Below are 24409 nucleotides of genomic sequence, written 5' to 3'. Positions count from 1 at the left end.
ACAAGAATGTCGGACACCGCCGACGCGGCCAGCGGCCCCGTGCTCGAAATCACAGGTGCACGCGCCGCCATCCGCCTCAACCGGCCCAAACATCTCAACCGGCTCCAGGCCGAGGATCTCGGCGAGCTGGTAAACCTGTTCGACCGGATCGAGGCCGATCCCGATATCCGCGTGCTGGTGCTGACCGGCACCGGGCGCGCCTTCTCCGCCGGCTATGACCTCAACTCGGTCGCCGAGCGCGCGGTCAGCGCGAACGAGCAGCAGAGCGCAGGCTCCGCCTTCGAGGTGGTCGTCAACCGGCTGGAGGATCTCGGCGTGCCCTCGATCTGCCGGCTCAACGGCGGCGTCTATGGCGGCGCGACCGACCTCGCACTTGCCTGCGATTTCCGCATCGGCGTCGACACCGCCGAGATGTTCATGCCGGCGGCGCGGCTCGGGCTGCACTATTACCGGAGCGGCATCAAACGCTACGTGACCCGGCTCGGCGTCGACAATGCGAAAAAGCTGTTCTTGACCGCCTCGAGGATCAGCGCGCCGGAGATGCTGCGGATCGGCTATCTCACCGACATGGTGGCGGTGGAGTTTCTGGACGAGGAGGTCGACAAGCTCGCTGCGATCCTCGCCGGCAACGCGCCGCAGGCGATGCGCGGCATGAAGCGCGCGATCAACGAATTCGCCCGCGGCGAACTGGACGAGCAAGCCGCCGACCAGCGCCACCGCGACAGCATGCGCGGCGACGAGATCAAGGAAGGCATCAACGCGTTCGCGGAGAAGCGACCGCCAAAATTCTGATCACGCCCGCTTCGACCGCATCGCGCGCACCTGCGTGAGCTTGGGATCGCGGACGAACGCCCGGTAACGTTTGCTGTCGATTGCGTAGATCGCGATCCGGCCCTCATTGTCGGCATGAACGCCCCAGCCGAAACGTTTGCCCAGGCTCGACGCCCTCATGCACGCCTGCCCCCGGGAGAAGAACGCTTCACGGGCCGCATGCTTCGCCGTTTTCGTCGCGTTCCCATCGAGCTCGCGTCCCGGCGCAGACGTCGCGAAGATCACGTCGTCGGACGTGTATTTGTAGGGCGCCTTGGCGATCATCCCGTATTGCAGGCACGCCACCGTCGGTTTTCCCGCGCGCAGCGGCGGCTCTTCGCCAGTGCGCGCAGGACAGTCTTCAGCAACCTGGATGAAGGTGTTGAAGCAGTTGGTCGTGTGCATCGGCTTCGTCATCTGCAACTCCGGATCATTCACCCTCCAACAGCCGCCGCCGCATGCTGCGTGGCCATCTCGTCATCCGCCGCATTGATGCGCTGGAACGCGGGCCGCGAGGTCATGCGTTCGGCATAGCGGACGAACACGTCCTTCTTCGGCACGATGCCGAACATCATGGTCCAGCTGAACGCGACACCCCACAACACATCCGCGGCCGTCATGCGTTCGCCGAGCAGATACGGCCCCTTCGACAGCCGCGCCTCGAGCGCGCCCAGCATGGTGTCGTAGTCGGCATAGGGCGATTGCGTGATCGGCGCCGCCTCGCGCTGCATGAACTTGTCGATCAGAGCCGGCTCGAACGAGGCGCCGTAATAGGCGATCCAGCGCAGATAAGGGCCGCGCAGCGGATCGTTCAGCGCGGGCGTGAGCCCCGCCTGTGGAAACAGGTCGGCGAGATAGATGGTGATCGCGACCTGCTCGGTCACGAGCTGCCCGCCGTGACGGATCGCCGGCACCTTGCCGAGCGGGTTGATGGCGAGATAGGCCGGCTTGCGCTGCTCGCCGGCCTTCATGTTGAGGATTTGGAGATCGTAGGGCGCACCCAACTCCTCCAGCAGCACGCGCGTGCCGGTGGCGCGGCTTTGCGGCGAATAATACAGCGTGATGCGGTTCGGATCGGTCATGGCAGGTCTCCATCTGGCCGGCTGGCGATGGCGTTGTAGCGGATCATACCTGACATCCTGTGTCAGGTATGGTTTAAGGGATCATGCGCGCGAGCCGGATGCTGTCGATCCTCACCACCCTCCAGGCCAAGGGGCAGGTCACCGCGCCTGAACTCGCGGAAGCCTGCGAAGTCTCGGTGCGCACGATCTACCGCGACATCGACGCGCTCGCGGCGTCCGGGGTCCCTGTGTATGCCGACCGCGGCGCGGAAGGCGGCTATCGCCTGCTCGACGGCTATCGCGTGCGGCTGAACGGCTTGTCGCAGAGCGAGGCGGGAGCGCTGTTCCTGACCGGATTGCCGGGCCCGGCGGCGGCGCTCGGGCTGGATGCGGCGATGATCGCCGCACAGAACAAGCTGATGGCCGCGCTGCCCGCCAATTTGCGCGAAGACGCCGGACGGATGCAGGAGCGTTTTCACCTCGACGCGCCGGGCTGGTTCGGCGAGGCGGAAGAACCAAAGCATCTGCGCACCATCGCCGGTGCGGCTCTGCGCGGGACATTGATAAAAATCCGCTACCAGAGCTGGCGCGCCGAGAAGCAGCGCCGCGTCGCGCCGCTCGGTCTCGTGCTGAAAGGTGGCAGCTGGTATCTCGCAGGTTTGGTCGACGGCAGCGTGCGCACCTATCGCGTCGCGCGCGTGCTCGACTGCACCGCGCTCGACGATCGCTGCGAGCGGCCCGCCGGTTTCGATCTCGCCGCCTATTGGCGGGACGCAACGCTGCGTCTCGAGGCCGAGATGCATCCCAATGTCGCGATCGTCCGGCTGTCGCCCTTCGGCGTCAAGCTGCTCGACGCGCTGAGCCAGCCTTACGTCAGGGCGCGTACGCAGCTTGAAGAGACCGCTGATGCGGACGGCTGGCGCATCGCCAGAGTGCCGACCGGCAAGACGTCATGGCACGCCGCGGCCGAATTGTTGCGGCTCGGGCCCGAGGCCGAAGTGCTGGAGCCGGCCGATCTGCGCGAGAAGATGATTGAGCTGACGCAGGCGATGGCAGCGCGTTATCGCGCGGCGGCGGCGCAGAAAACATGACGGCGGCGCAACCCGCCGCGACCGACGAAACACTCCTGAAACACGATTCTCCCCTCGCTGCATGAACGCATTCGCGTTTTGGCTCGACCGAGATGCAGGGACACAACAACGGCCCTTGCGCCACACTGGAGAATGAAGATGTTTCGTAAGCTTGCACTTGGTCTGATCGCTGCCGGCTCGCTCGGCGTTGCCGCTCTCGCGCCGACCGCCGCGTCGGCCCACGGCTTCCATCATCACTGGGGTCCCGGCTGGGGCTTTGGCGGCATCTACGTCAACAGCGGCGTCAACAATTGCTACCAGGAGCGCGTCGTCCAGACCCGCCACGGCCTGCGCGTCCGCGTCGTGAACGTCTGCGCGTACGGAATCTACTGATATCAGCCGCCCACGACAAAGCCCCGATCGCTTCGCGATCGGGGCTTTGCGTTGAGCTAACCAGCCTGCCGCTGCCGGCGAAACCAGGCCCACGTCTCGCGCGTGGTCGCGATGTAGCCGCGGCCGCGATAGACGATCTCGCCGTCGACGATGCCGTTGAGTTTTGGCAGCGCGTGAAACGGGATCGAAGGATAAGCGTGATGCTCGACGTGGTAGGGCATGTTCCACGCAAACCATTTGACGATCGCGCCGGTATAGGTGGTGCGGGTATTCTCGAAGGGGCTGCGGGTCCGCTCGCAGCCGGTGTGCTCGGCATAGAGATAGGGCCGCAGGAAGAATTGCCCGATGATCAGCGGGACGATCCAGACCCAGAGCAGCAGCGCGGAAGAGAACCACAGCGAAAGCCCAAGTAGCGCGACGTAGACTCCGGCATAGACGCGCGCCTCGGTCACGATGACTGCACGCTTGTTTTCCGGGATCCAGGGCACGATGACCTTGCCGGTGACGGCATGGCCGAGCATCAGCCAGAGACGACCAGCGACCTGAAGCACGCCGCTATAGGCGATCGCGAGCTGCGTGTCGGATTTCGGCTTCACGCCGACGACGAGCTCCGGGTCCTTCTCGGGGTCCTGGGTGTAGCGGTGATGGTCCCAGTGATACAGGCAGTAATATTCGTATGGCAACCCGATGATGAAGCCCGAGAGATAGCCGACGGCGAGATTGAGGCCGCGGCTCCTGAACGCGGTCTTGTGCGCGGTCTCGTGCACCGCCATGAACAGGAAGGCGACGAGATAGCCCTGCACCGCCATCAGCGGCAGCGCCCAAAAGACGCCCCAGGTCGAAGAGACCCACCAGATCAGCGCGCCGACCAGTACGACCAGGCTGTAATGGCTGAGGCTTTGCGCGGCACCCCTGAGATTGGAGCGCACCGACAATTCACGCAGCATCGCCGGCGTCAGCGGCTTCAAGCGATGGCTGGACTCTGAAATCGTTGCGTCGCTCATGATCGGATACCTGCCCTACTTGACGAGGAGTTCTGCGATCTCGGCCTTGAGGAAGGCCTGATCGCGCGGATTGTTGACGGGATTGCCGGCGCGATGGCCGTGCACCGACGAGATCGGATGCAGCGCGGCAGACTTCGCGTTGACCAGCCGGCCGAGCTCATCCTCGTTGTCGCGGACGTCGAAGTAACGGTCGGTCGCGCCCGGCATCAGCAGCATGTGCGCCTTGATCGCCGCAAGCGCGCGATCGAAATCGCCGCCGAATGCGGCACAGCGGCTGACGTCGCCGTTCTGCCAGATGCCGATCTGGGCCAGGAGATCGTTGGCGTCGCGCCGGGCAAAAGCCGCGTCCCACGCACGGACGAGATAGTCCTCGAGCGAGGTGAAGCCCGCTTCGCGCCAGATCTCGTCGCGATAAAATCCGTGCGACATCGCCCAACCCGCGTAGACGCGCCCCATGGCGCGATAACCTGCGACAGGCTTCTCGACGAAGCGGCCGTCGCGAAAGGCGGGATCGCCGGTCAGCGCGGCCTTCACGCTTTCCAGGAAGACGTAATTATAGGGCGCGCAGCGCGCGCTGCCGCACACCACTGCGGCGCGCTCGACCATATCGGGGTAGCAGGCGGCCCAGTGATAGGCCTGCATGCCTCCCATCGACCAGCCATAGACGAGGGCAAGCTTCGAGATGCCAAACCGCTCGGTGAGCAGCCGGTGCTGGACGGCGACGGCATCGTGATAGGTCACGATCGGGAACGGCGCGGCGGTATTCGACGGCGAGGATGAGAGTCCGTTGCCGAACAGGTTCGGGATGACGATGAAGTAGCGCGTGGGGTCGAGCACGCCGTCGGGGCCGATCAACCATTCCGTGTCGTAATGCTGCGCGCTGAACGAAGTCGGATAGAGGATGACATTGTCCTTGGCCGGGCTCAGCGTGCCGTAGGTCTGGTAGGCGAGCTTCAGTGCGGGGAAGACGGCGCCCGACTGCAGCGTGACGTCGCCCGCCTCGAAACTCCCGTAATCGCGCTGCGCCGCCATGTGCCCAACTCTCACTCACGCGGCTCGCAAATCGCACCGCTGAAACGACGATGCATCAATCATGCCGAACCAGCAGACGCACCGTTGCGTCACGCCATATAACTGTACAAATAGTACAATTATTTGACGAAGGCAAGCCAAACGTCAATCAGCTCACGCAATAGCCGCCAAATAGCGCGCAACAGATGCCGCGAATGCGGCCTTGGCGCCTACGGCGATGTTGCGGCCCCACCAGGCGCCGTAGATGCGGTCGAAGCCCAGCGGCTCGACCGCAGCCGCAATCCGTCGCACCGCGGCGGCATTGAGCGGCGTGTAGTTCGGATAGGAGTACATGAAGCTGACGAAGCGGCGATCCATCGTCACCTGCGCAATATCGCCGGTGAGCAGCGCACCCCTGCCGTCCGCACCGCGCGCATGGTGCAGCATGGTGGCGCCGGCGAAATGACCGCCGGTGCGCAGGAGCAGCAAATCATCGGAGATGCGATGGCTTTCGCCGGTCCAGTGCACGATCGATGAATGCGGACGCGTCACCCATTGGCGATCATCGGCGTGCAAATAGACCGGCACCCCGCCGAACGCCTCGCTCCAGTCGGCGAGCGCGCCGTAGTAATGCGGATGCGAGATCGCGATCGCCTTCAGCCCGCCGAGTGACCGCACATGCGCGATCGCCTCCGGCGTCGCCAGCGGTACGCAGTCCCACATCAGGCAGCCGTCCGCGAGCGGCACCAGCAGCGCCCGCTGACCGATGGCAAAGCTCGGCTCGAGCGCGAGGCCGGTCAGGCCGAGATCGTCGCGCCAAACCATGCGGTGACGTTCCGAGAGCGCCTCGCGCGTGAGGAAAGTCTGCCCCTTCCAGCCGACGAACTGCCGTTCGTCCTCGCAGATCGGACAAGACGCGGGCGGATTTCCGCTGTCCGGGAATTGCGCGCCGCAGGTTTCGCAGGTCCAGAGAGGCATGGCCGTAATCCAGAATGAGACCGTCGCAGGCATGAGATGACGTCGCGATCCTACGATCGCAAGTGCCATCGGAACCAACGCGATGAGCGCAGGTTAGGTTCAGGTCCGTCCCGACACCGCGGACCCTCAGTCTCCGCCTGATGCGAGACCCAATTCGATCGGCAGCATGCGTTCAGCGTTTCAATGACATCGCGCCCCTCCCCGTCCCGCCTCTGGCCCCTGTTCGCACTCAACTTCTTCATGGCCGACATGCAGTCGGGTATCGGCCCGTTCGTCGGCGTCTTCCTTCAGGAACGCGGCTGGGCGAGCGGCCTGATCGGCACCGCGATGACGATCGGCAATGTCGCGGGCATGCTGATCACGACGCCGATCGGCGGCTTCATCGACGCCAGCCGCAACAAGCGCCTGTGGGTCGTCATTCCCGGCATCTGCGTGGTGCTCGCGTCCGCGATCATCCTGATCTCGCAGAATTTCTGGGCGGTGACGTTTTCGCAAGTGGCACAATCGCTGGCGAGCGCCGCGATCGTGCCGGCGGTAACGGGAATCACGCTCGGCATCGCCAAGCAGAAGGGCTTCAACGCGCTCAACGGCCGCAACCAGGCGTTCAACCACGCCGGCAACATGGTCGGCGCGGCGCTGTCGGGCTATCTCGGCTACAAGTTCGGCTATGTCTCCGTGTTCGTGCTGGCGGCCGTGTTCGGCGCCATCGCGATCGCATGCGTGATGATGATCCCGGCCAAGGCGATCGACGATCGCGCCTCGCGCGGCAGCAAGGAGGATGACCCCGACAGCCAGCCGGACGCGCTCACGATGCTGCTCAAGCATAAACCGCTGCTCGTGCTGGCGCTGACCCTCGCCCTGTTTCACCTCGGCAATGCCGCCATCGTTCCGCTCTACGGACTTGCGGCGGTGGCCGGGGGGCAGGCCAATGGCCCGAGCTTCGTCGCGACCACCGTGGTGATCGCGCAGGGCGTCATGATCATCACGTCGCTGATCGCAATGAAGGCGGCGAGCAAGCGCAACTACTGGCCGGTGATCCTCGTCTCCTTCATGTTCTTGCCCATCCGCGGCGTGCTCGCCTTCTTCGTCACGGGATGGTGGGGCGTGGTGCCGATGCAGGTGCTCGACGGCATCGGCACCGGGCTCCAGACGGTTGCCGTGCCCGGCATGGTCGCCCGCTCGCTCAACGGCACCGGCCGCATCAATCTCGGCCAGGGTGCCGTAATCACCGTGCAGGGCGTCGGCGCGAGCCTCAGTCCCGCGCTTGGCGGCTGGATCGCGCAATGGATCGGCTACGGCCCGACCTTCCTGCTGCTCGGCGGCTTCGGGCTCGCGTCGATGGCGCTGTGGCTGGCGTTCGGCGCGGCCGTGAAGAAGTATTGAGTCGCGACCTTCTCCCCTCCCTGTTCCCGCGGGAAGAGGCGACGAACATCACGTGCCAAAATTCTTCTGGATCGCCTTGTCGAGCGTCTCGCCGCCGACAAAACGCTGGCGCAGCTCGCGCTTGAGCAGCTTGCCGCTCGGGTTCTTGGGCAGGGCATCGACGAAGATGACGCGCTTGGGCACCTTGAAATGCGCCATCTGGCCGGCGCAATGCTTGATGACGGTATCCTCGTCGAGCTTCTCGCCGCTCTTGACCACGACGATCGCAGTCACCGCCTCGATCCAGCGCGGATCGGGCAGGCCGACGACGGCGACTTCGGACACCGCGGGGATGCGGTAGACCATCTCCTCGACCTCGCGGCTCGCGACGTTCTCGCCGCCGGTCTTGATCATGTCCTTGACGCGATCGACCACGGTGATGTGGCCCTCTTCATCGACGATGGCAAGATCGCCGGAGTGAAACCATCCGCCGGTGAACGCTGCCACGGTCTTGACGGGGTCGTTGTAATAGCCGGAGAGCAGATGCGGCGAGCGGTGCACGATCTCGCCGACCTCACCGACCCTGACATCCTCCATCGAAACATTGACCACGCGGGTCTCGACATTGAGCACGGGCTTGCCCGCCGAGCCGGCCTTGCGCAGCTGGTCCGCAGGACCCAGCACGGTCGCGAGCGGCGCGATCTCGGTCTGGCCGTAGAAATTCCAGAATTTGACGTTGGGCAGGCGGCGCTGGAGCTCGAGCAACACCTCCACCGGCATGATCGAGGCACCGTAATAGCCCTTCTGAAGCGTCGACAGGTCGGTCCTGTCGAAATTGGGCGAGCGCAGCATCGCGATCCAGACCGTCGGCGGCGCGAAGAAGGACGTGATCTTGTGCGTCTGGATCAAGGACAGAATGTTGTCGGCGGTCGGCTTGCCCGTGATCACGCCAGAGGCGCCGAGATAGACTTGCGGACCCAGGAACACGTCGAGCTGCGCGCAATGATAGAGCGGCAGCGCGTGCAGGAATTTGTCCTCCACGCTCATGCCGCCGTCGATGATGCAGCTGACATATTGCCACATCACGGCTTCATGGGTCAGCATCGCGCCCTTGGGCAGCGACTCCGTGCCGCTGGTGTAGACGATCTGCGCAAGATCGCGACTGTCGACGGACGCCTCCAGGAACGAGCCGTCGGGGCTGAGGAGATCGTCGAAAGTGGTGAGGCCCGCGGGCGCCATGGCGGGATCCTCGCCTGGCAGCCAGATCATCTTCTCGACCGCGCAATCCCTGGCGCTTGCGGCGCGCGCCGGCTCGACGAAATCAGGACCGGCCGCGAGCAGCTTTGCGCCGGAGCTCTTCAGGATGAAATTGATCTCGTCCGGATTGAGCATGAAGTTGATCGGCACCAGCACCGCGCCGATCCGGGCCACCGCGAACCGGAGCGCCGCAAAGGCATGCGAATTGCGCGAGAGCACGGCGAGGCGGTCGCCCTTCTTGACGCCGAAGCCGAGCAGGCCGCGGCCGAGCCGATTGCAGATCGCGTCCATCTCGGCAAACGTCCAGCTCACATTGCCGCAGCTCACCGCGAGCTTGCCCGGATCGCGTCCTGCCGAACGGCGCAGAAGATCGCCGATCGAATGCTCGCGCGCTTTCGCAATGATGGCTGCAGTATCGCTCGACATTTCCACTCCCCAGGATTTGCAATTTGCGCGAAGCGTAGTCGGCGCTGCCGGCCGCGTCAAATTGCCTGCGCGGTGGCGTCATGACGCAAGAATTGCCGCTTCGCCGGAGCAAGTTTGACTTGGTGCACCAACAATAAATATCGGGGGAAATGTCATGCATCGGATCGCGCGCGCCGCTTTTGCGGCCGGGCTGCTGTCTGCGTCTTTCATCGATCCATCGTCCGCCCAGCAGACGCCGCTCAAGATCGGCGTGCTTTCCGACTTCTCCTCGGTCTATTCCGACATCGGTGGCCAGGGGAATGTCGAGGCGACCAAAATGGCGATCGAGGATTTCGGCGGGCAGATGTTCGGCAAGCCGATCGACATGGTCAGCGCCGATGTGCTGAACAAGCCCGATGTCGCCTCTACCATCGCGCGAAAGTGGTGGGAGACCGAAGGCGTCGACATGATCATCGACCTGCCGACATCGGCCACCGCGCTCGCGGTGATGGAGCTGTCGAAGCAGTACGAGAAGATCATGATCGTGACGGACGCGGCGAGCTCCGACATTACCGGAAAGTCCTGCTCGCCCTACACCGCGCACTGGACCTACGACACCTACGCCAACGCGCACACGGTCGGCAGCGCCATCGTCAAGAACGGCGGCGACAGCTGGTTCTTCCTCACCGCGGACTACGTGTTCGGCCATTCGGTTGAGCGCGACACCTCCGACGTCGTGAGAGCGGCGGGCGGCAAGGTGCTCGGCAGCGTCAAGCACCCGCTCAACACCGCGGATTTCTCCTCATTCCTGCTTCAGGCCCAGGCCTCCAAGGCCAAGATCATCGGGCTGGCGAACGGCGGCGGCGACACCATCAACGCAATCAAGCAGGCCGGTGAGTTCGGCATCGTCGCCGGCGGCCAGAACCTGGCGGCGATCGTGATGTTCATCTCCGACGTGCACAGCCTGGGCCTCAAGCTCGCGCAGGGGCTGATCATCACCGAGGCCTACTATTGGGACCTCAACGACAAGACCCGCGCGTTCGGCAAGCGCTTCATGGAGCGCGTCAAACGCATGCCGACGATGAACCAGGCCGCGACCTACAGCGCGACGCTGCACTACCTGAAGGCCGTGCAGGCCGCCGGCACGAAGGACACCAAGACGGTGATGGCCAAGATGCGCGAGCTGCCGGTGAACGATGCCTTCACCGACAACGGCAGCTTGCGCGAAGACGGCCGCATGGTGCACAGCATGTACCTGTTCCAGGTGAAGAAGCCGGAGGAGTCGAAGGGCCCGTGGGACTATTACAAGCTGCTCGCGGAGGTGCCGGCCGACCAGGCGTTCCGGCCGCTGAAGGACGGCGGCTGTCCGCTGGTGAAGTGAGGCGGCGCGCGCGATGCTGGCGCGCTCGAACCCATCTACAATTTGTGCCCCTTTTGGCGTAGCGCCTCGATGAGGCGCTGCTTCAACTCGTCGGCGGTCTTCTGGCTGACGTCCTGGCCGATCTGCGCGCTTGCCTGCGCCAGCGCATCCGACTTCTCCAGAAACTTCTTCCCGGCCGGCTGGGCATAGAAGGCCTCGATCTGGCGCAGCTCATCGATGCCGAAGCTTTGGGCATAAAGGGCGGCGACTTGGTCGATCATCGACGTGAGGGCCGGGGTGTAGATCTCGGAGCCAGGCGCCGTCATCGCATCATAGTCGCGCTCGATCTCCGGCCTGTCCTGCGCGACCACGGGCCTCAGCTTGAGCAGGAGCTGCGGCAACAGCGTCCGATACTGATCCGCGACCTTCAAGGTGACCACGAGCTTGCGCGCCGCGCTCATCGCCTCCGGCGACGGCGCTTGCGCCGATGCACCGCAGACCAGGAGCAGGAGGGCGCCTGCGATCGTCAACACAACTCTGGACATGAACCTCTCCGTTGGACCTCTCCACGAAAATGCAGGCCCGCGATGCTCAATGACCCGCGGGCGCGACAGCGGCGATCGGCGCGCTTTCCAGGGTGGTATCGGCCTCCTCGACCTCCGTCACCCTCACGAACAGGTCCGGCACGCGTTTGGCCCGGTCGAGCAGCCAGGCGGCGGCGATCATGATGACGATGCCGACGGCGGAGACCGCGAGTTGCTCCCAGACGCCCTTGGTGTATTGCGTCAGGATCCAGTGCGCCGAGAACGACAGGAACACGCCCAGGCAGAAGACCGGCAGCGAATGCTGGCCGCAGAGGATCACGGGCCGCAGCCATGCCCCATGCAGCACCCGCCATTTGCGCGAAACGAAATGGGTCACCCAGATCGCCAGCGCCAGGAAATGCGTGAAGCGCAGCATGTCGAGGTCGGTCTTGTCGATCGGGTAGATCGCCTTGATCATCCATTTCGGGATCAGGGCTTCGAGCGCAGGGACGTGCCAGGTCATCACGATCAGCAGCGCGAAGGCGAGCCAGGCCGCGGCCAGCCCCATCGCCGCTTTCGACCACACCCATGTCGCGACCTTGTCGATCTGGCCGATGCCGCACCAGGCCGCGAACACGAACATGAGCTGCCAGCAGAACGGGTTGAAGTACCAGGTCGTGCCGGCCGGATAGGAGGCGACGTTCCAGTCGAACCAGCGCGACAGCACATAGAGCACCACGGACGCCGCGAGCGTCAGGTTCGGCCGGCGCACCAGGCACCACACGATGAAGGGCGAGGCGAACACCAGGGTAATGTAGAGCGGCAGCACGTCGAGATTGACCGGCTTGTATTTCAGGAGGATCGCCTGGCCGATCAGCTCGTCCGGATGCGACAGGAAGTTGAACACGTTGAACTCGTGCTCGTACATCGGATTGTCGAAGCGGCGCGCGGTGCGGGCGATTTGCGCCGTGAACAGCAGGAACAGCATGATGTGGGCGACATACATCTCGGCCGCGCGCCGCCACAGCCGCTTCAGCGCGGCGAGAAACCAGCCGCCGGCGACGATCGGCCCGTAGATCCAGCCGACCAGATAGCCGGAGATGAAGACGAAGAATTCGGCGGCGTCGCTGAAGCCGTAATTGCGCAAGGTCAGCCAGGCCACGACGTCGTGCGGGATGTGGTCGAGGAAGATCATCCACAGACCGATGCCGCGGAAGAGATCGAGCCGCAAATCGCGCTCGACCGGAGCAAGCAGCGCTGACTGGTCTCGTGTGATCATGACCCCGCCTCGTTCGGTGGGCGTCGCGCCGTCGCGGCGCCGAAAAATAGGATGCTAAAAAGCTTAAATCGAAAGTCACCTGGCCCTGTGGCCAGGGCCGACGGTAGCCGACCTTGCTGCGCGCGCAAGGGGCTTTGATCAGGCGGGCCGCACAAGCGTGCCGTGCTCTGCGTTGCACAATAGGGGCCCTTGGGGGGCCCTTCAAAAAAGGGCGAAAACAACCCCATGCACAGTAGCTAAGCCCTTGCGCCGCCTGCTGGATTTATTTGACGCGTCGGGCAGATCTCGGCGCGGTGGCGGCCCGGCCGGGAGCAAAGTCAGGTCAGCTCGTCGTCCCGGGTCAGCATCTCGCTGAGCATCGCCTCGGCCTTGTGCTGCAGCGGCAGCGCGCCGCTCTCGGCGGCGATCGCGATGGTCGCGCGCAGGGCCGCAAGGATGGCCGCCCTGGCCTTCGCGTCCGACGGCGGCGTCACCACGGCTTCACCGAACAGGGCCTCGGCCTCCAGGCCGGAAAACCCCTGCTGCCGCGCCGTGTTGCGCGCCTCGCGCAGGATGTTCTGCGCCGCCTGGGCATCGCCGAGGCGGTAGGTGGCGAGCGCCAGGTAGATCGAGCTGCGCAGCACCGCCGAGGTGTAGCCGACCGCCTTCGCCTCCTCACGCGCCTCGGTCAGCATGCCGCGCGCCCGGTCGAACAGGCCCTGCTCCAGATAGGCCATGCCGAGGTGGCAGCCGAGCACCGGCACGAACAGCCGGATGCCGTGCTTCTGCGCCAGCACAAAGCCCTCTTCGAGAATGGCCGCGGCCGCCGCCGGCTCGTTGCGGCCGAGCTTCAGCCAGCCGCCGCTATAGGTGGCGGCGACGCGGTCGTAGGGGCGATTGGTCTCTGCCGCGATCGCGGCGGCCTCCTGCTGGAGCTGCTCCGCGACATCCAATTCGCCCATGACGGCGTGGGTGAAGCTCTTCATCATGCAGCAGAGCAGCAGCAGATATCTTGGAGTCGTCCCGATCGGGGCACTGGCGTCCGGCCCCGCCAGCTGGGCATGAGCCAGCGCCAAGATCTGCACAGCTTCGCGGTAGCGGCCGGCGAGGAAATAGGCTTGCCCGAGACCATATCTTGCGAGGTTGAGCCACCCCAAATTGCGCCAGCCCTCCGCGAGGCGGACGACTTCTTCACTGACCGCGACCGCCTCGACCGGCGCGCCATAGAAGTTCTGTGCGCCGGCTCTGACCGTCATGGCAGCGACCTTGCGTCCGATGTCATCGATCGCGTCAGCCCGCCGTTCGGCCTCTTTTCCAAGGTCCAGCCACTCGGCAACCTGACCGGACGCGATGAACGCCGCGCGTGCTTCCATGCGAAGATCTATGGCGTCGGTCTCCCGCAAGGGCGCCATCGGCATTTTGTCGAGCGAGCCCATTGCGATCTCGAAATAGTTGGCTGCATCCGCAAAGGCCGAGCGGCTCAAACATTTTCGTCCCGCGTTTCTGCCGTGACCGAACGCCTTGTGCCAATCCTTGGCCCGTGCCGCGTGATAGCACAGCGTATCCGGCTCATCGGCGTGTGCTCCGTCGCTATCGAGTGTCTCAAGGATGCGCGCATGAATGCCTTCGCGCACCTTTTCGACCATCGAGTCATACGTCACCTGGCGAACCATCTCGTGCCGAAACTCAAGCGCGTCATCCAACTCACTGTCGACCTTGACCAGCAGTTCGGCGCGATCGAGCGCCGCAAGGCAATCCTGGAGGACATCCTCGGCCAGATCCGCGATCTTCCGCAGCGTGGCCACGTTTGATCGGGGCCCAAGCGCCGCCGCGATCTGCAAGACGGAACGCTGCTGCCGCGACACACGGTCGAGGCGCGCCGCGATCACGCCCTGAATGCTGGTGGGGATCCCGAGCTCTTCGATGGGACGCACCAGCGCGAGATCGCCCCACTGGCCGCGAAGCGTTCCGCTGTCCCTCAGTCCGCGACAGACCTCCTCGATGAACAGGGGGACATTGGCCGTATGGGAAATGATGCGGCTTTTCAGATCGGCGTTCGCCGCGGAGGGGCCGAGCATGTCAGCCAGCATGGCCAGCCCCGAATCGTCGTCGAGGGGCCGCATTGCAACGACCTCGGCGCGGCAGCGCGCGATCCATACCGGCGTGCCGCTAGGTCTGGAGGTGAGGAGCACAAGAAGATCGGGCACTTGCAGCGAAGCAATCGCAGCGATGACCGTATCGCTAGCCCGGTCGATCCAATGCAGATCCTCGACCAGAAGCACGGTGCGGCGACGACGTGCCGTACTCTCGACGATGGCGCAGCTCGCATCGCAAATCGCGCGCCCCCGCGCGTGGGGCTCCAACTCGTTCCACTGCGGCTCCGATATCGGCAAATCCAGCACGGCATCGAGGGCGCATTGCTGGATCAGCGGCCGATCCGTTCGCGGGTCTGCCGGGCCGTCCGAATCCTTCGCGGCGGCCTCCAGGATCGAGAGCAGCAGGCGCTTGAGCGTACTGAACGGCGCGCCCTGGAGGTTCGGACTGCACTCGGCGTCGATCAGGCGCCAGCCATCCGCCTTGAGCTCCTGGGCAAACTCATGCGCGAGACGCGACTTTCCGATACCGGCGTCGCCCAGCAGCAGGACGGTCTGCCGGCCGGCATCGACACCTTGAGCGGCGCGGCCCAGCAGGGCCCGCTCCGTGGTGCGGTCAACAAATCGCGAAATGCTGCGCGCCCGCCGTACGCGCCAGCTCGACAGATCGCTGGCGCCAACGATCCGATAGACCGGCAGCGGCTGGCTGAAGCCGCGCAGCGCTTTGCCCCCCAGAAATTCAAACCGGACGTGGCCATCCGCAAGCTCTTGGCAGGCTTCCGACACGTAGATCTGATTCGCCTCGGCGGCCGTCTCCAACCGCGCGGCGAGATGCTGGGCGGCACCGCCGATCTCGTAGACCTTGGAAAACTCGCTGGCGACCATGTAGGCGACCACGTGTCCCGAATGGAGGCCGACCCGCACCTGCAGCCCGGGATCGCCGAGGCTTCCGACCCGCCGGACCAGCTCGATCGCCGCGTGGCAGGCCAGCGGCGCATGGTTGTCGTCCGCGATCGGAGCGCCGAACACCGCTGCGAGTCCATCGCCCAGCTCCTTGCTGACGATGCCTCCGAACTGACGTACCGCGGCCCTCATGGCTGCCAAGGCCGGCTCCAGGCGCGAGACGGCCTCCTCCGGCTCCAACTCGGCAACAAGCCCGGTCGAATCGATCACGTCGGCGCGGAGAATCGTGACGAAGCGGCGCTCGCTTTCGGGATCGGCGCGTCGCGCGGCCGCCCCGCATTTGGGGCACCAGCTATCGCCTGGATCGATCGTCGACTGACACGCGACGCAATGCATTCCTGGGCCTTCAGAGGTCACGGCGCCGTTCTCGGCCGACCGGCGCACGCGATGAGCTTGACGCAAGATTACCTATCGGGAAATGCATGGCAATCGAACTTGCACAGAAGCATACCTGCATCACCAAACGGTGGCTCTCTGGACGAAGCACATTTGCGAGTGATAGCTTTTGCATGCGCGAAAATGGGGCCGCGCGTTCTAGGGGGCGTCGAGGCTTTCTCTCTGGCCCACGGGCTTTGCTGGGCTGCACGTTTCCCCGATTGGTTTAGATCATATCGAAGGACAAGGCGATGGGTGGCAGGACATACAGCGGCAAGGCATTTCGAGACTTGATGAACAGCAATTACTATCCTTTGGCGAATATGAAAAAGAGCGTCGCGAAGCTCAAGGCATCCGACGACATCGACCTGCCGACGTTGGAATACGGCCAGTACCACCTGATTTTGAACCCGGCATCGAACTGGCCGCAGGGAAGCGCCAAGTACTGGCATAAAGAGAAGGGCCGGGCCCGCGTCGACCTCAGCACCCAGCCGAACACGGTCCCCCTGTCCAAAGATGAGCCGGGTGTGATCCCGCTGACGCGATGTGATCTGCTCGATGCCTGTGTCCGGAAGTGCTTCAACTCGGAGCCCCCGATCCCGATGAAGACGAACATCATCACGCACCAGCCCAGCGATGCTTATGCCGGCCGGCATGAGATCCGGCTGGAGTGGGAGTACAAGAAGGGCGAGGACAAGGCGCCGACGCTGCTCAATTTGACGATGGTCTGTCCGCACAGGCCTTTATCCGGGGACTGAAGCGGCCAACCCGGTCGCTTGCGACGCTTCCGGGACAACCAAGAGGCAGGTCCGTTGTCGCCGCCCCCTCGCCCAGCCGCGAATACGCTGCTCGACGGACCGATCCTGCGCACGCTGCTCTCGTCTGGCCGAACGCGCTCGCGTTTTCGGCCGGCGCCTTGGTCGCGATCGCCGAAACCACCTATATGGGGCGACTTGGGGTTGAAGCACTGGCGGCGATGGCGCTGGTATTTCCCTGCGTGATGCTGACCATGAGCATGTCCGGCGCGGCGATAGGTGGCAGTGTCTCGTCGGCCATTGCCCGCGCGCTCGGCGCTGGCGACGGCGACCGTGCCGCAAGGCTCGCGACCCACGCACTTTTGATCGCCGTCTTCTTTGGCGGTGGCCGGCAACTGCTGGAATTGCTGGGCGGCCGCGGCGATGTGCTGGCGCAGGCGGTCGCTTATAGTCAGGTTTACTTCGGCGGAGCGATCCTGACCTGGCTACCGAGCATCATGGCCGGCATCCTGCGCGGCACCGGCAATATGAATGCCGTCGCTGATGATCATCAACTCCGCAATCTGGCAGATCATTCTCGGTGGCACACTGGGGCTTGGTCTCGGGCGATCTCCTTGATCGTCTTGCCCTTGAGAAGTGCTCGCGCCGGATCCGGGCAATCGTCTCCACGATCAGATCCCCAACCACCTGCTTCGTTACAAAGCGGGCAGCGCAACAGGCCTATCTGTAGGGGGTCAATTTTGGACGCCGATCCCCCCGGCTTAGGGGGTCAATATTGCAAGCCGAATGACAGCCTATCGCAAGGTCCCTGTTCTGGACTTCAGGGAGCGCTGGGTTTCGGCAGCGCCGGAAGCAGCGCGACCAAGCCTCATCCTGGAAGGCGGGTTCGAACTCTGGGTGGAGATCTCGCTCGCGACGGGCCCGAAAGCCAGCGCGGGAACTCCTCCGCTCATGCGTGCGGTGAACGGCCCGATCCTCGACATCCGCGAATACCGGGCCGCTGGCAAGGCCCTTTACGACGCCAGCGACATTCGCGTGCCCGTGCTCCTGGTCCACGCCGAATGGGACCCGGACGTACCCATCAACTCGGCGCAGGATTTCTTCCTCTCGCTGAAACACGCGCGATATCGGCGATGGGTCGAGAGATCGGCGAAGGCACGCACATGGTTCTGCTGGAGAAGAACCGGTTGCAGGCGTTCGACGCGATTAACCAGTTTCTCTCCGAACAGTATGAGTGTGACTAATTTAGCGTCCTCGCCCGGCCGCGAGAACACAGGTGCTTCGACTGATGTTCCACACGTCGGGCTGTGCCATTGCGAATGAGGGCTTGAAATTGAACAACGTTGCTCAGAGCCTCACGCACGGCATCGGGAGCGGAACGTCCGTTGCCTTAGCCCACACCCACCTTGGCCAGCGGCAGCCTAAAGGAAAACACGGCTCCGCGGGTGCGGTTCTTAGCCCAGAGTTCGCCACCGTAGCTTTCGATTATCGTTCGCGCGATTGGGAGCCCCAGCCCGGTCCCTTGCGGTTTCGTCGTAACAAATGCATCGAAGATTTTGGCTAGCTGATCCTCGGAGATACCCGGGCCCGAATCGGATATTCGGGCCTCGATGTTGTCAGTACCTGCCAGATTGGTTCGTATCGTCAGGTCATGCGGGTTGGCGACCTCTTCCATCGCGTCAACGCCATTCATCACGAGGTTGATGATGACCTGCTGCAGATGAATCGGATCGCAGCGCACCCATAATGGCTCTGTGGCAAGAATAGTACGTAAGATCGCTCCCCGCCTTGTGACTTCAGGAGACACGATCCTGACGACGTCGCGCACGGCGTCGTTCAAGTCGAGCGCCTGCAGATCAGCTTCCGTTCTGTTGTTAAGCAAATTCCGCAATCCGTTGATGATGTCGCTCGCACGTTGTTCATCACGGACGATATCGGAAAGGATTTCTCCAAGCTGAGCTACATCTAATGGATGAGCCCTGAGCAACATCTGCGCGGCCTCGGTGTTGCTCAAGATCGCACCAAGCGGCTGATAGAGCTCATGAGCAATGGAGGACGAGAGAACGCTTGCGGTCGTGATCCTGTTCAGACGGACGACCTCTTGCCGGCGACTAGTCGCCTCCGCCTGGGCGACAAGGCGTCGCCGTCGCTCGACGAGCAGCAATGCAATGATACCCGCCTGCAGCAGGATGGCCGCCAAGATAGCCGTCATTTGCGGGCGATACTGCTCCCAAAGGCTGGGCACTCGAAAAAACACTTCGCTGCCTGGAGGCAATTGGCTTTCGCTTATGTTCCAGCGCTGCAGCTCTCTCCAGTCGTATCTGGGCCACGCCGCTGGGATCGGCGGCGTCTTGATACTGCCCGGCGACTCTCCCTTCAGAATGCGCACGGCAACAGCGGCGGATTGGCGAGCGACGTCGGATATGTTCGTCATCCGGCCGCCCACGATCCCATGACCGAAGAAGGCGTCCTGTTCCGAAAAGATAGGCGCGTTGGCAACTGCGTGAATGCGGTCTATGGCTCGTTTGCCTTCGTGCACGACGCCGTCGGCGTCCACCAACATCTGCCCGTAGACGATGAAACTCCGGGGAGGCAGGTTAGCCACCTGCATGAGAATTTCTTCCAGAGACAGTCCGTTGGAGTAAGTGATTTCGAGGCGACTGGTCAGCGGCTGGAACAGCTTGCGCATCTCCTCCAACCATAGCTTCTCGATGGGAGAATTTCCCATCACGATGAAGATCTTGGTCGTCTCCGGGACCAACTTCAGGATCTGGTCGAGAGTGCTTGATACATCGACAGAGACCGGAACCATAGCATCGCTCGCCGGTGCGTTCGAAGACATCTGCTGGGCGAGAGCCGCGTACAAGGTTGGGATCGCCGGAAAAACCCGCTGACGGTTCTGCTGAAAGAATCGCGCCGCGGGGCCGCCGATGGTCATGATGAGGTCGAGTTTGCGCTCGGAAAACACTGCATTCAAATAGTCGACAAAGGCATCCTCGTTCCCGTCGGGAAAGCGGGCCGCCGACAGGGAGGCCTCGAAGATATCGATGGGATCCTCCGACTGCAGCCTCAACTCCTCGCGGATCTTTCTTGCATAATCATCCCAAGGCGAAAAATCCCGACCAACGGAATGGACAACCAGCACGCGCTTCGGCTGGGAAGACGCCGCAACCGTCATCCCCAGGAGCAGGACGATCCAACTAAAAATTATGCGAATTATCATGCGAATAAGGCGGCCATTCTTCGCGCGACACCACCAGCGGATGTCACGATATGCCCCCAACCTCGATCCTACGACTTTGGCCAGCCCCTAGGGAAGTCATTGTGAACATCAATCTTCACCACGATCACCTGCAATCCTTAAGGAATTCGGGCGCTTCCTCCGGGAAAATCCTGCCGAGGGCATCGAGAAGCAGTTTTGATAGAAATGGCTTCGTCAGATACGCCACGCATCCGGCATCGAACGCCTCCTGCCTGGTGACCTCATTATCGATGGCGGTCATCATAATGACCGGCAATTCCCTACCCGACGAGATCAATTGCCGTTGCAGGTCTATGCCTGAGATTCCGCCAAGGTGAACATCCAGCAGCAAACAATCCGCTTCGCACTCCGGATAGGCCTCCAAGAACGACTCCGCCGATGCAAATGTCCGGACACAGAAGCCATGGGCCGATAAAAGGCGGGTTAGGCCTTGCAGCATGCTGCGGTTGTCGTCAACGACGGCTATAGTGCGCATGACGAAGCAATCACTGTCTGTTTGCAGTATCCCCTGGCAAGAAAAGCAAGTCCTTTACGCTCGCGGTTATGGCTGCTGCGAACCGCTAGGGCTTCATTTCTATTCCCAGCTTCGCTCGCATGTCCTTGAACACGACCGCGATCGCCTCAATGATCAGTTGATCGGGATTGGCTTTGCAATAAACGATCACTTCGTGTTCCGCTTCTTTTCCCTTTTTGAAGTCGAGATAGTGTTTCCGAGCAAGCCCATTGTACCAGCCGCTGTACCAGGTGGTCAGCATGTCGGCGTCGCCTTGCCACGTCCCCGCCAGCTGAGCGCAAGTCAGCTTTTGAACGTTGATGAAGCCATTGGCGTCGGCGTACGTGCTGAGGTCCACTTGGGCACGCGCGGCAGGAAGGGCGGTTATACAAAGTGTCGCTGCAAGAATTAGGGATCGATACATTTTTCTCTCCACGTCGTTGCGGGCCTATCGTCGAGAAGACATTTTAATTGCCGGACTGAGATGCCGATGGCGAAAGCGCGTTCGCCAAACCTTCGATGATCCGGCCCTTCGGTTGCTTGTCTCAGTAGCAGGGCGGATACGGATAGTAGCCGCAGACGGGCCGAGCGTAGGCATAGGCATAGGGCGCAGCATATGCTGCTGCCCCGACTGCACCGGCATACATGGCGCCCCGGAAGGCTGAGCGCCGCGCGACACCGGCAAACGACATCGGCGTAAACGGCCGGCCGATGATGTCGATGAACAGCGCAGCCGCTCCGTCCGCACCGGCGAGGTCGCCTTCGAGGGTCTGCACATTGAATGTGAGCTTGTCGCCTTCGAGCTTCGGGTTCTTAAGCACCACCACGGCGTCCTTCACCGCACCGTCCTTGCCCAGCACCGAGACCGTGGCGTTTGGAGGATTCTTGGTAAAACTGTCGTCGCCCGATCCCCATTCGGCAATAACGTCAGCGGTCGGTTGGTGACCCGCGGATCGCACCGGGCGATCGGCAAAGATGATGGAGCTCGGGGTTACGCCCGTCAGAATCAGAGTGTCCCCCTGCAGGGTCGCCCCGCGCGAGTTGAGCACGAACAACGACGGCACGATTTCGGGTTTGGCCGGAGCGGAAGGGGTGCCGATCGTCTTCATGGCAGACGGTGCCGGTACATTTTGGGCGAAGCTTGCCTCCGCGCCCCCTATCACCACCGCCGCGGCCAGCAGTCCTGCGATCTGTGTCAGTCTCGCGTGCATCATGTTTCTCTCCTGTTGGAATTCGGGTGACGTCTCGCGACATCGTCGCCGGGCATCACGCTCGTTGCCAACTATGGAAAGCCTAAGCAGCATCCGCTATGCAAAAACGACCAGACATGGAAATGTCGCGGAGCGCTCGGCAAGAAGAGAGAACGCGGCCGCGCCGTTTTTGCATAGTCCGGCCAATGAACATTCTGCAGAATAGACCTTTGGCATCAACCAATGACGGTAGGCTCGCCGTGGTCAAACACCTCCGTCGCGCAAATCGAAACTCAATTAGAGAATGCGAACTGGGAGCTATCGCAGACGACCGTTCAAGCACCCGCGGATGGCTATGTGACCGCGGTGGCTCCGACCGTCGGCGACAGGGCAAAGCAGTTGCAATCCGCGATGTCGTTCATCGTTGAGAATGAGATTACAATTATTGGAATGTTTTCGCAGAATGGCTTCCAGACGATCAAGCCCGGCGCTCACGTCGATATCGTGTTCGACAATGATCCCGGACGCATCTATCGCGCAAAGATCATCGCGATTCCCAAAGGAGTCGGCCAGGGCCAGATTGCCACTTCCGGCACGCTGGCGCGCACCAACGCGCTCGGGGGTACATCGGCTTTTCCGGCGGTCATTTCCAAACCCGATAAGATGAGCCGCGACTCGCTGCGGCTCGGAATGTCCGGAACTGCACAGCATTCTCCCAGAAAGCGGGCGTGATTGGTCTCCTCGCCTCTATTCTGGTCTGGGTCAGTGCCTATACCGCTTATCTATAGGAACGCGGTGTTGTCGTAACGCCGCCTGCGACAAAGTGCACGCTGCCGCAATGCACAACGCTGAGTTGACCACTCAGGCGAGGCCGAGCTATGGTCGTGTTTCCTGACTTTCCCGAGGGTCAGCCGCCGCAAATGGCAGTTTGACGCCCCGCCGCATCGAAGACTTTTCGGATTTGTCCGGCAGTCCCTGACGAAGGCGAAAACCTATGACCGGCGCCCCGGTGATTCACGTTGTAGATGACGACCCATCGTTTCGAACGGCAATTGCCCGCTTGCTAAAGATCTCGGGCTACCAAGTCGCGGATTATGAATCCGCAGCTTACTTCCTGCGAAACATCAAGAATGCAAAACCGGGCTGCCTGCTGCTCGATGTCCAGATGCCTTCCTTCGGCGGATTGCAGTTGCAGGAAGAACTTGCCAGGTTGTCGCCAAACTGGCCGATTATCTTCATGACCGCGCATGGAGATCTTCCCACCAGCGTACGTGCAATCAAGGCCGGCGCCGAAGACTTTCTCGCCAAACCCGTCTCCAAGGACACATTGCTTCCCGCGATTGAACGGGCGCTCGTTCGCTATGAACGTATACGCGAAGGCCGGGATCAGCAAAATTCGCTTAAATCCCTGGTCGAGACACTAACGCCACGCGAGAGCGAAGTTTATTCACTGATGGTACGCGGCAAATTGAACAAGCAAATTGCTCATCTGCTGGGTACGTCCGAGCGAACCGTCAAGGCCCATCGGCATGCGGTTATGCAGAAGTTACAGGTTCAATCATTTGCGCAAGCCGTTTCTATTGCGGAGCGCGTCGGATTGTTGACTGCGCCCTCTGCGGGCGCCAACTCATAGAGCCGGATACCAACGCTCCCGCCTTACCCAGTCCGCATGAGGTCAGGCAACTCCCGGTTTGCCCCGAAGGACAATACCGCCCAGACCTCCAGAGTGCTGTCTATCTCAGAAGAGCCGACTTGCCGCGCTCACGATCGGGGGCTTTCCATGGAAATGCATCGGTGGATCGCAAGGTTGCCGCAAACGCTATCCGGGCCGACAAACCTGGCCTGCCATGATCTTGTGGAGCAGGCGGAAATGCTGGCGCTTTCAGAGCCGGACGAACCGCTCCACATTTCGGCCGTTTGTCGTGCGCTTGCGGTCAGCGAGCGAACGCTTCGCAAAGCTTTTCACAAGGTCCATGGCATCCCACCGTGCCGGCACCTCAGGATGTTGCGATTGTCCGAGGCTCGACGTGCTCTTTTATCCGCAGATAGCCAACTCGTAACCGTAACGGAAATCGCGACGGGCTTCGGTTTTGTGGAGTTGGGACGCTTTTCAGTCGAATACCGCAGAGTGTTCGGCGAAAGTCCCTCGAAGACACTGCATCGCGCATCGCCGGATACGACGCTTGCAGTCAAAGGCGCTGCTGACCACAGATCCAGTCTTCCGTTTGGAATGTAGGCCGGCGTGACTTTCGAGCATCAGTTCGGACCGATTTTGCATAGCGGCGATTTGTGGCGAACATTCAATCCCTGGACTGACACAGTCCAGTTCTCGGGGGGGATATGAGATGACGCGCGTACGCCACCTGTTGCTCATTGTTTGCCGGCTTGCATTTCGTGCGAATTAAGAACGTGACGACTGCTCGATCACCGAGCGGCTGAACATCTTGGTCGAGTCCAACTCCGCACTATCTGCCTGCCTGATCTGTGATCAACCCCAAGGAGTTGGCGGCGCCCGAACGCTGGTCGGTCAGCGACTGCCCTTCGCTCAAACGCTGTTTGATCATTCCCATGACCGAAGTGACATCCTCGAACGCCCGATCGTGAGCATCGTCTCCAGCCTTCGCAAGAGTTGTCAGGTCGAATGTAACTATTCTATCTTGTGTTTCGGCATGGAATAAGGACCCCGTTTTCGGGGTGATCGGCATCCAATCGGGACCCCGGGATAAGGGTCCACAGTGGCTTCCATCGAGTCATGGAAGCCGAGGTTGGGATGCTGGTGGTGGAG

At 62.5% G+C, this 24409-nt stretch carries 24 protein-coding genes and 1 pseudogene; 11 read left to right on the top strand and 14 right to left on the bottom strand.

Going from position 1 to position 24409, the window contains the following annotated elements:
* The first annotated feature begins 6 nt into the window (after positions 1 to 6).
* A complete protein-coding gene (locus tag QCM77_RS39105) occupies positions 7 to 792 on the top strand; it encodes an enoyl-CoA hydratase/isomerase family protein (protein WP_280096404.1) in 786 nt (261 codons plus the stop codon).
* On the opposite strand, the gene QCM77_RS39100 is transcribed toward QCM77_RS39105, so the two are convergent.
* Together QCM77_RS39100 and QCM77_RS39095 are read right to left on the bottom strand one after the other, a co-directional pair.
* Positions 793 to 1227 (bottom strand): DUF6157 family protein, encoded by a 435-nt coding sequence (locus QCM77_RS39100; RefSeq protein ID WP_279668700.1) that lies wholly within the window; start codon positions 1225 to 1227, stop codon positions 793 to 795. It abuts the gene before it with no gap.
* A gap of 17 nt (positions 1228 to 1244) precedes the next feature.
* Positions 1245 to 1892, bottom strand: coding sequence for a glutathione S-transferase family protein (locus QCM77_RS39095; RefSeq protein WP_280096403.1), 648 nt, complete (start codon positions 1890 to 1892; stop codon positions 1245 to 1247).
* Between the two features lie 83 nt (positions 1893 to 1975).
* Here QCM77_RS39095 and QCM77_RS39090 point away from each other — a divergent pair, with 83 nt between their 5' ends.
* Entirely contained in the window at positions 1976 to 2962 is a 987-nt protein-coding gene (locus QCM77_RS39090) for a helix-turn-helix transcriptional regulator (RefSeq protein ID WP_280096402.1), read from the top strand.
* Positions 2963 to 3100: 138 nt separating this feature from the next.
* A complete protein-coding gene (locus QCM77_RS39085) occupies positions 3101 to 3334 on the top strand; it encodes a hypothetical protein (RefSeq protein WP_211394469.1) in 234 nt (77 codons plus the stop codon).
* Between the two features lie 56 nt (positions 3335 to 3390).
* On the opposite strand, the gene QCM77_RS39080 is transcribed toward QCM77_RS39085, so the two are convergent.
* From QCM77_RS39080 to QCM77_RS39070, 3 genes are all read right to left on the bottom strand, one after another.
* Positions 3391 to 4338 carry a fatty acid desaturase gene (locus QCM77_RS39080; RefSeq protein WP_280096401.1) on the bottom strand — a complete coding sequence of 316 codons (948 nt, stop codon included), beginning with the start codon at positions 4336 to 4338 and terminating at the stop codon, positions 3391 to 3393.
* Between the two features lie 15 nt (positions 4339 to 4353).
* On the bottom strand, positions 4354 to 5370 hold the full coding sequence (locus tag QCM77_RS39075) for an alpha/beta fold hydrolase (RefSeq protein WP_280096400.1): 1017 nt from the start codon (positions 5368 to 5370) through the stop codon (positions 4354 to 4356).
* Between the two features lie 153 nt (positions 5371 to 5523).
* Complete coding sequence (locus tag QCM77_RS39070; RefSeq protein WP_279668705.1) at positions 5524 to 6327, bottom strand: MBL fold metallo-hydrolase; 804 nt, start codon at positions 6325 to 6327, stop codon at positions 5524 to 5526.
* A gap of 183 nt (positions 6328 to 6510) precedes the next feature.
* On the opposite strand from QCM77_RS39070, the gene QCM77_RS39065 reads away from it, so the two are divergent.
* Complete coding sequence (locus QCM77_RS39065) at positions 6511 to 7710, top strand: MFS transporter (protein ID WP_279668706.1); 1200 nt, start codon at positions 6511 to 6513, stop codon at positions 7708 to 7710.
* Positions 7711 to 7758: 48 nt separating this feature from the next.
* Here QCM77_RS39065 and QCM77_RS39060 read toward each other — a convergent pair whose 3' ends face one another.
* Positions 7759 to 9372: an acyl-CoA synthetase gene (locus QCM77_RS39060; RefSeq protein WP_280096399.1), complete on the bottom strand. Its 1614-nt coding sequence runs from the start codon at positions 9370 to 9372 to the stop codon at positions 7759 to 7761.
* Positions 9373 to 9526: 154 nt separating this feature from the next.
* Between QCM77_RS39060 and QCM77_RS39055 the strand changes: the two genes are divergently transcribed.
* A complete protein-coding gene (locus QCM77_RS39055) occupies positions 9527 to 10732 on the top strand; it encodes an ABC transporter substrate-binding protein (protein WP_280096398.1) in 1206 nt (401 codons plus the stop codon).
* Between the two features lie 35 nt (positions 10733 to 10767).
* Here QCM77_RS39055 and QCM77_RS39050 read toward each other — a convergent pair whose 3' ends face one another.
* The 3 genes from QCM77_RS39050 to QCM77_RS39040 form a co-directional block, all read right to left on the bottom strand.
* The gene (locus tag QCM77_RS39050; RefSeq protein WP_280096397.1) at positions 10768 to 11256 is read right to left on the bottom strand and encodes a DUF2059 domain-containing protein; all 489 of its coding nucleotides are present in this window, start codon (positions 11254 to 11256) and stop codon (positions 10768 to 10770) included.
* Between the two features lie 46 nt (positions 11257 to 11302).
* A complete protein-coding gene (locus tag QCM77_RS39045) occupies positions 11303 to 12514 on the bottom strand; it encodes an OpgC domain-containing protein (protein ID WP_280096396.1) in 1212 nt (403 codons plus the stop codon).
* Between the two features lie 317 nt (positions 12515 to 12831).
* Complete coding sequence (locus QCM77_RS39040) at positions 12832 to 15885, bottom strand: ATP-binding protein (RefSeq protein ID WP_280096411.1); 3054 nt, start codon at positions 15883 to 15885, stop codon at positions 12832 to 12834.
* Between the two features lie 290 nt (positions 15886 to 16175).
* Between QCM77_RS39040 and QCM77_RS39035 the strand changes: the two genes are divergently transcribed.
* The 3 genes and pseudogenes from QCM77_RS39035 (at position 16176) to QCM77_RS39025 (ending at position 18002) form a co-directional block, all read left to right on the top strand.
* Positions 16176 to 16682, top strand: a complete 507-nt coding sequence (locus QCM77_RS39035; RefSeq protein ID WP_279688047.1) for a hypothetical protein — start codon at positions 16176 to 16178, stop codon at positions 16680 to 16682.
* A gap of 18 nt (positions 16683 to 16700) precedes the next feature.
* A pseudogene (locus QCM77_RS39030) lies at positions 16701 to 17294 on the top strand (MATE family efflux transporter); the annotation flags it as partial.
* A gap of 171 nt (positions 17295 to 17465) precedes the next feature.
* Positions 17466 to 18002 carry an alpha/beta hydrolase gene (locus tag QCM77_RS39025; RefSeq protein WP_280096395.1) on the top strand — a complete coding sequence of 179 codons (537 nt, stop codon included), beginning with the start codon at positions 17466 to 17468 and terminating at the stop codon, positions 18000 to 18002.
* Between the two features lie 67 nt (positions 18003 to 18069).
* On the opposite strand, the gene QCM77_RS39020 is transcribed toward QCM77_RS39025, so the two are convergent.
* The 4 genes from QCM77_RS39020 to QCM77_RS39005 all read right to left on the bottom strand — a co-directional run bounded on the left by QCM77_RS39020 (position 18070) and on the right by QCM77_RS39005 (position 21648).
* Positions 18070 to 19962, bottom strand: coding sequence for a sensor histidine kinase (locus QCM77_RS39020; protein ID WP_280096394.1), 1893 nt, complete (start codon positions 19960 to 19962; stop codon positions 18070 to 18072).
* 64 nt (positions 19963 to 20026) lie between these two features.
* Positions 20027 to 20416, bottom strand: a complete 390-nt coding sequence (locus tag QCM77_RS39015; RefSeq protein WP_279663143.1) for a response regulator transcription factor — start codon at positions 20414 to 20416, stop codon at positions 20027 to 20029.
* A gap of 85 nt (positions 20417 to 20501) precedes the next feature.
* The gene (locus QCM77_RS39010; RefSeq protein ID WP_280096393.1) at positions 20502 to 20858 is read right to left on the bottom strand and encodes an HdeA/HdeB family chaperone; all 357 of its coding nucleotides are present in this window, start codon (positions 20856 to 20858) and stop codon (positions 20502 to 20504) included.
* A 121-nt stretch (positions 20859 to 20979) separates the two neighbouring features.
* On the bottom strand, positions 20980 to 21648 hold the full coding sequence (locus tag QCM77_RS39005) for a hypothetical protein (RefSeq protein ID WP_279663145.1): 669 nt from the start codon (positions 21646 to 21648) through the stop codon (positions 20980 to 20982).
* 219 nt (positions 21649 to 21867) lie between these two features.
* On the opposite strand from QCM77_RS39005, the gene QCM77_RS39000 reads away from it, so the two are divergent.
* The 3 genes from QCM77_RS39000 (at position 21868) to QCM77_RS38990 (ending at position 23860) form a co-directional block, all read left to right on the top strand.
* Entirely contained in the window at positions 21868 to 22356 is a 489-nt protein-coding gene (locus QCM77_RS39000; protein WP_280096392.1) for an HlyD family secretion protein, read from the top strand.
* Positions 22357 to 22618: 262 nt separating this feature from the next.
* Positions 22619 to 23257 carry a response regulator transcription factor gene (locus tag QCM77_RS38995; RefSeq protein WP_280096391.1) on the top strand — a complete coding sequence of 213 codons (639 nt, stop codon included), beginning with the start codon at positions 22619 to 22621 and terminating at the stop codon, positions 23255 to 23257.
* Positions 23258 to 23404: 147 nt separating this feature from the next.
* On the top strand, positions 23405 to 23860 hold the full coding sequence (locus QCM77_RS38990; RefSeq protein WP_280096390.1) for a helix-turn-helix domain-containing protein: 456 nt from the start codon (positions 23405 to 23407) through the stop codon (positions 23858 to 23860).
* Positions 23861 to 24089: 229 nt separating this feature from the next.
* On the opposite strand, the gene QCM77_RS38985 is transcribed toward QCM77_RS38990, so the two are convergent.
* Positions 24090 to 24329, bottom strand: a complete 240-nt coding sequence (locus tag QCM77_RS38985) for a hypothetical protein (protein ID WP_280096389.1) — start codon at positions 24327 to 24329, stop codon at positions 24090 to 24092.
* Positions 24330 to 24409: the final 80 nt, after the last annotated feature.

Source organism: Bradyrhizobium nivariense, from assembly GCF_029846695.2.
In the GTDB taxonomy this organism is placed as follows: domain Bacteria; phylum Pseudomonadota; class Alphaproteobacteria; order Rhizobiales; family Xanthobacteraceae; genus Bradyrhizobium.
The sequence above is the reverse complement of the archived record's forward strand: the minus strand, read 5'-3'. Positions and strand labels throughout refer to the sequence as shown.

Coding starts and splice junctions, on each gene's coding strand:
- QCM77_RS39105 (WP_280096404.1), top strand. CDS start 7: ATGTCGGACACCGCCGACGCGGCCAGCGGCCCCGTGCTCGAAATCACA.
- QCM77_RS39100 (WP_279668700.1), bottom strand. CDS start 1,227: ATGACGAAGCCGATGCACACGACCAACTGCTTCAACACCTTCATCCAG.
- QCM77_RS39095 (WP_280096403.1), bottom strand. CDS start 1,892: ATGACCGATCCGAACCGCATCACGCTGTATTATTCGCCGCAAAGCCGC.
- QCM77_RS39090 (WP_280096402.1), top strand. CDS start 1,976: ATGCGCGCGAGCCGGATGCTGTCGATCCTCACCACCCTCCAGGCCAAG.
- QCM77_RS39085 (WP_211394469.1), top strand. CDS start 3,101: ATGTTTCGTAAGCTTGCACTTGGTCTGATCGCTGCCGGCTCGCTCGGC.
- QCM77_RS39080 (WP_280096401.1), bottom strand. CDS start 4,338: ATGAGCGACGCAACGATTTCAGAGTCCAGCCATCGCTTGAAGCCGCTG.
- QCM77_RS39075 (WP_280096400.1), bottom strand. CDS start 5,370: ATGGCGGCGCAGCGCGATTACGGGAGTTTCGAGGCGGGCGACGTCACG.
- QCM77_RS39070 (WP_279668705.1), bottom strand. CDS start 6,327: ATGCCTCTCTGGACCTGCGAAACCTGCGGCGCGCAATTCCCGGACAGC.
- QCM77_RS39065 (WP_279668706.1), top strand. CDS start 6,511: ATGACATCGCGCCCCTCCCCGTCCCGCCTCTGGCCCCTGTTCGCACTC.
- QCM77_RS39060 (WP_280096399.1), bottom strand. CDS start 9,372: ATGTCGAGCGATACTGCAGCCATCATTGCGAAAGCGCGCGAGCATTCG.
- QCM77_RS39055 (WP_280096398.1), top strand. CDS start 9,527: ATGCATCGGATCGCGCGCGCCGCTTTTGCGGCCGGGCTGCTGTCTGCG.
- QCM77_RS39050 (WP_280096397.1), bottom strand. CDS start 11,256: ATGTCCAGAGTTGTGTTGACGATCGCAGGCGCCCTCCTGCTCCTGGTC.
- QCM77_RS39045 (WP_280096396.1), bottom strand. CDS start 12,514: ATGATCACACGAGACCAGTCAGCGCTGCTTGCTCCGGTCGAGCGCGAT.
- QCM77_RS39040 (WP_280096411.1), bottom strand. CDS start 15,885: ATGCATTGCGTCGCGTGTCAGTCGACGATCGATCCAGGCGATAGCTGG.
- QCM77_RS39035 (WP_279688047.1), top strand. CDS start 16,176: ATGGGTGGCAGGACATACAGCGGCAAGGCATTTCGAGACTTGATGAAC.
- QCM77_RS39025 (WP_280096395.1), top strand. CDS start 17,466: ATGACAGCCTATCGCAAGGTCCCTGTTCTGGACTTCAGGGAGCGCTGG.
- QCM77_RS39015 (WP_279663143.1), bottom strand. CDS start 20,416: ATGCGCACTATAGCCGTCGTTGACGACAACCGCAGCATGCTGCAAGGC.
- QCM77_RS39010 (WP_280096393.1), bottom strand. CDS start 20,858: ATGTATCGATCCCTAATTCTTGCAGCGACACTTTGTATAACCGCCCTT.
- QCM77_RS39005 (WP_279663145.1), bottom strand. CDS start 21,648: ATGATGCACGCGAGACTGACACAGATCGCAGGACTGCTGGCCGCGGCG.
- QCM77_RS39000 (WP_280096392.1), top strand. CDS start 21,868: ATGACGGTAGGCTCGCCGTGGTCAAACACCTCCGTCGCGCAAATCGAA.
- QCM77_RS38995 (WP_280096391.1), top strand. CDS start 22,619: ATGACCGGCGCCCCGGTGATTCACGTTGTAGATGACGACCCATCGTTT.
- QCM77_RS38990 (WP_280096390.1), top strand. CDS start 23,405: ATGGAAATGCATCGGTGGATCGCAAGGTTGCCGCAAACGCTATCCGGG.
- QCM77_RS38985 (WP_280096389.1), bottom strand. CDS start 24,329: ATGCCGATCACCCCGAAAACGGGGTCCTTATTCCATGCCGAAACACAA.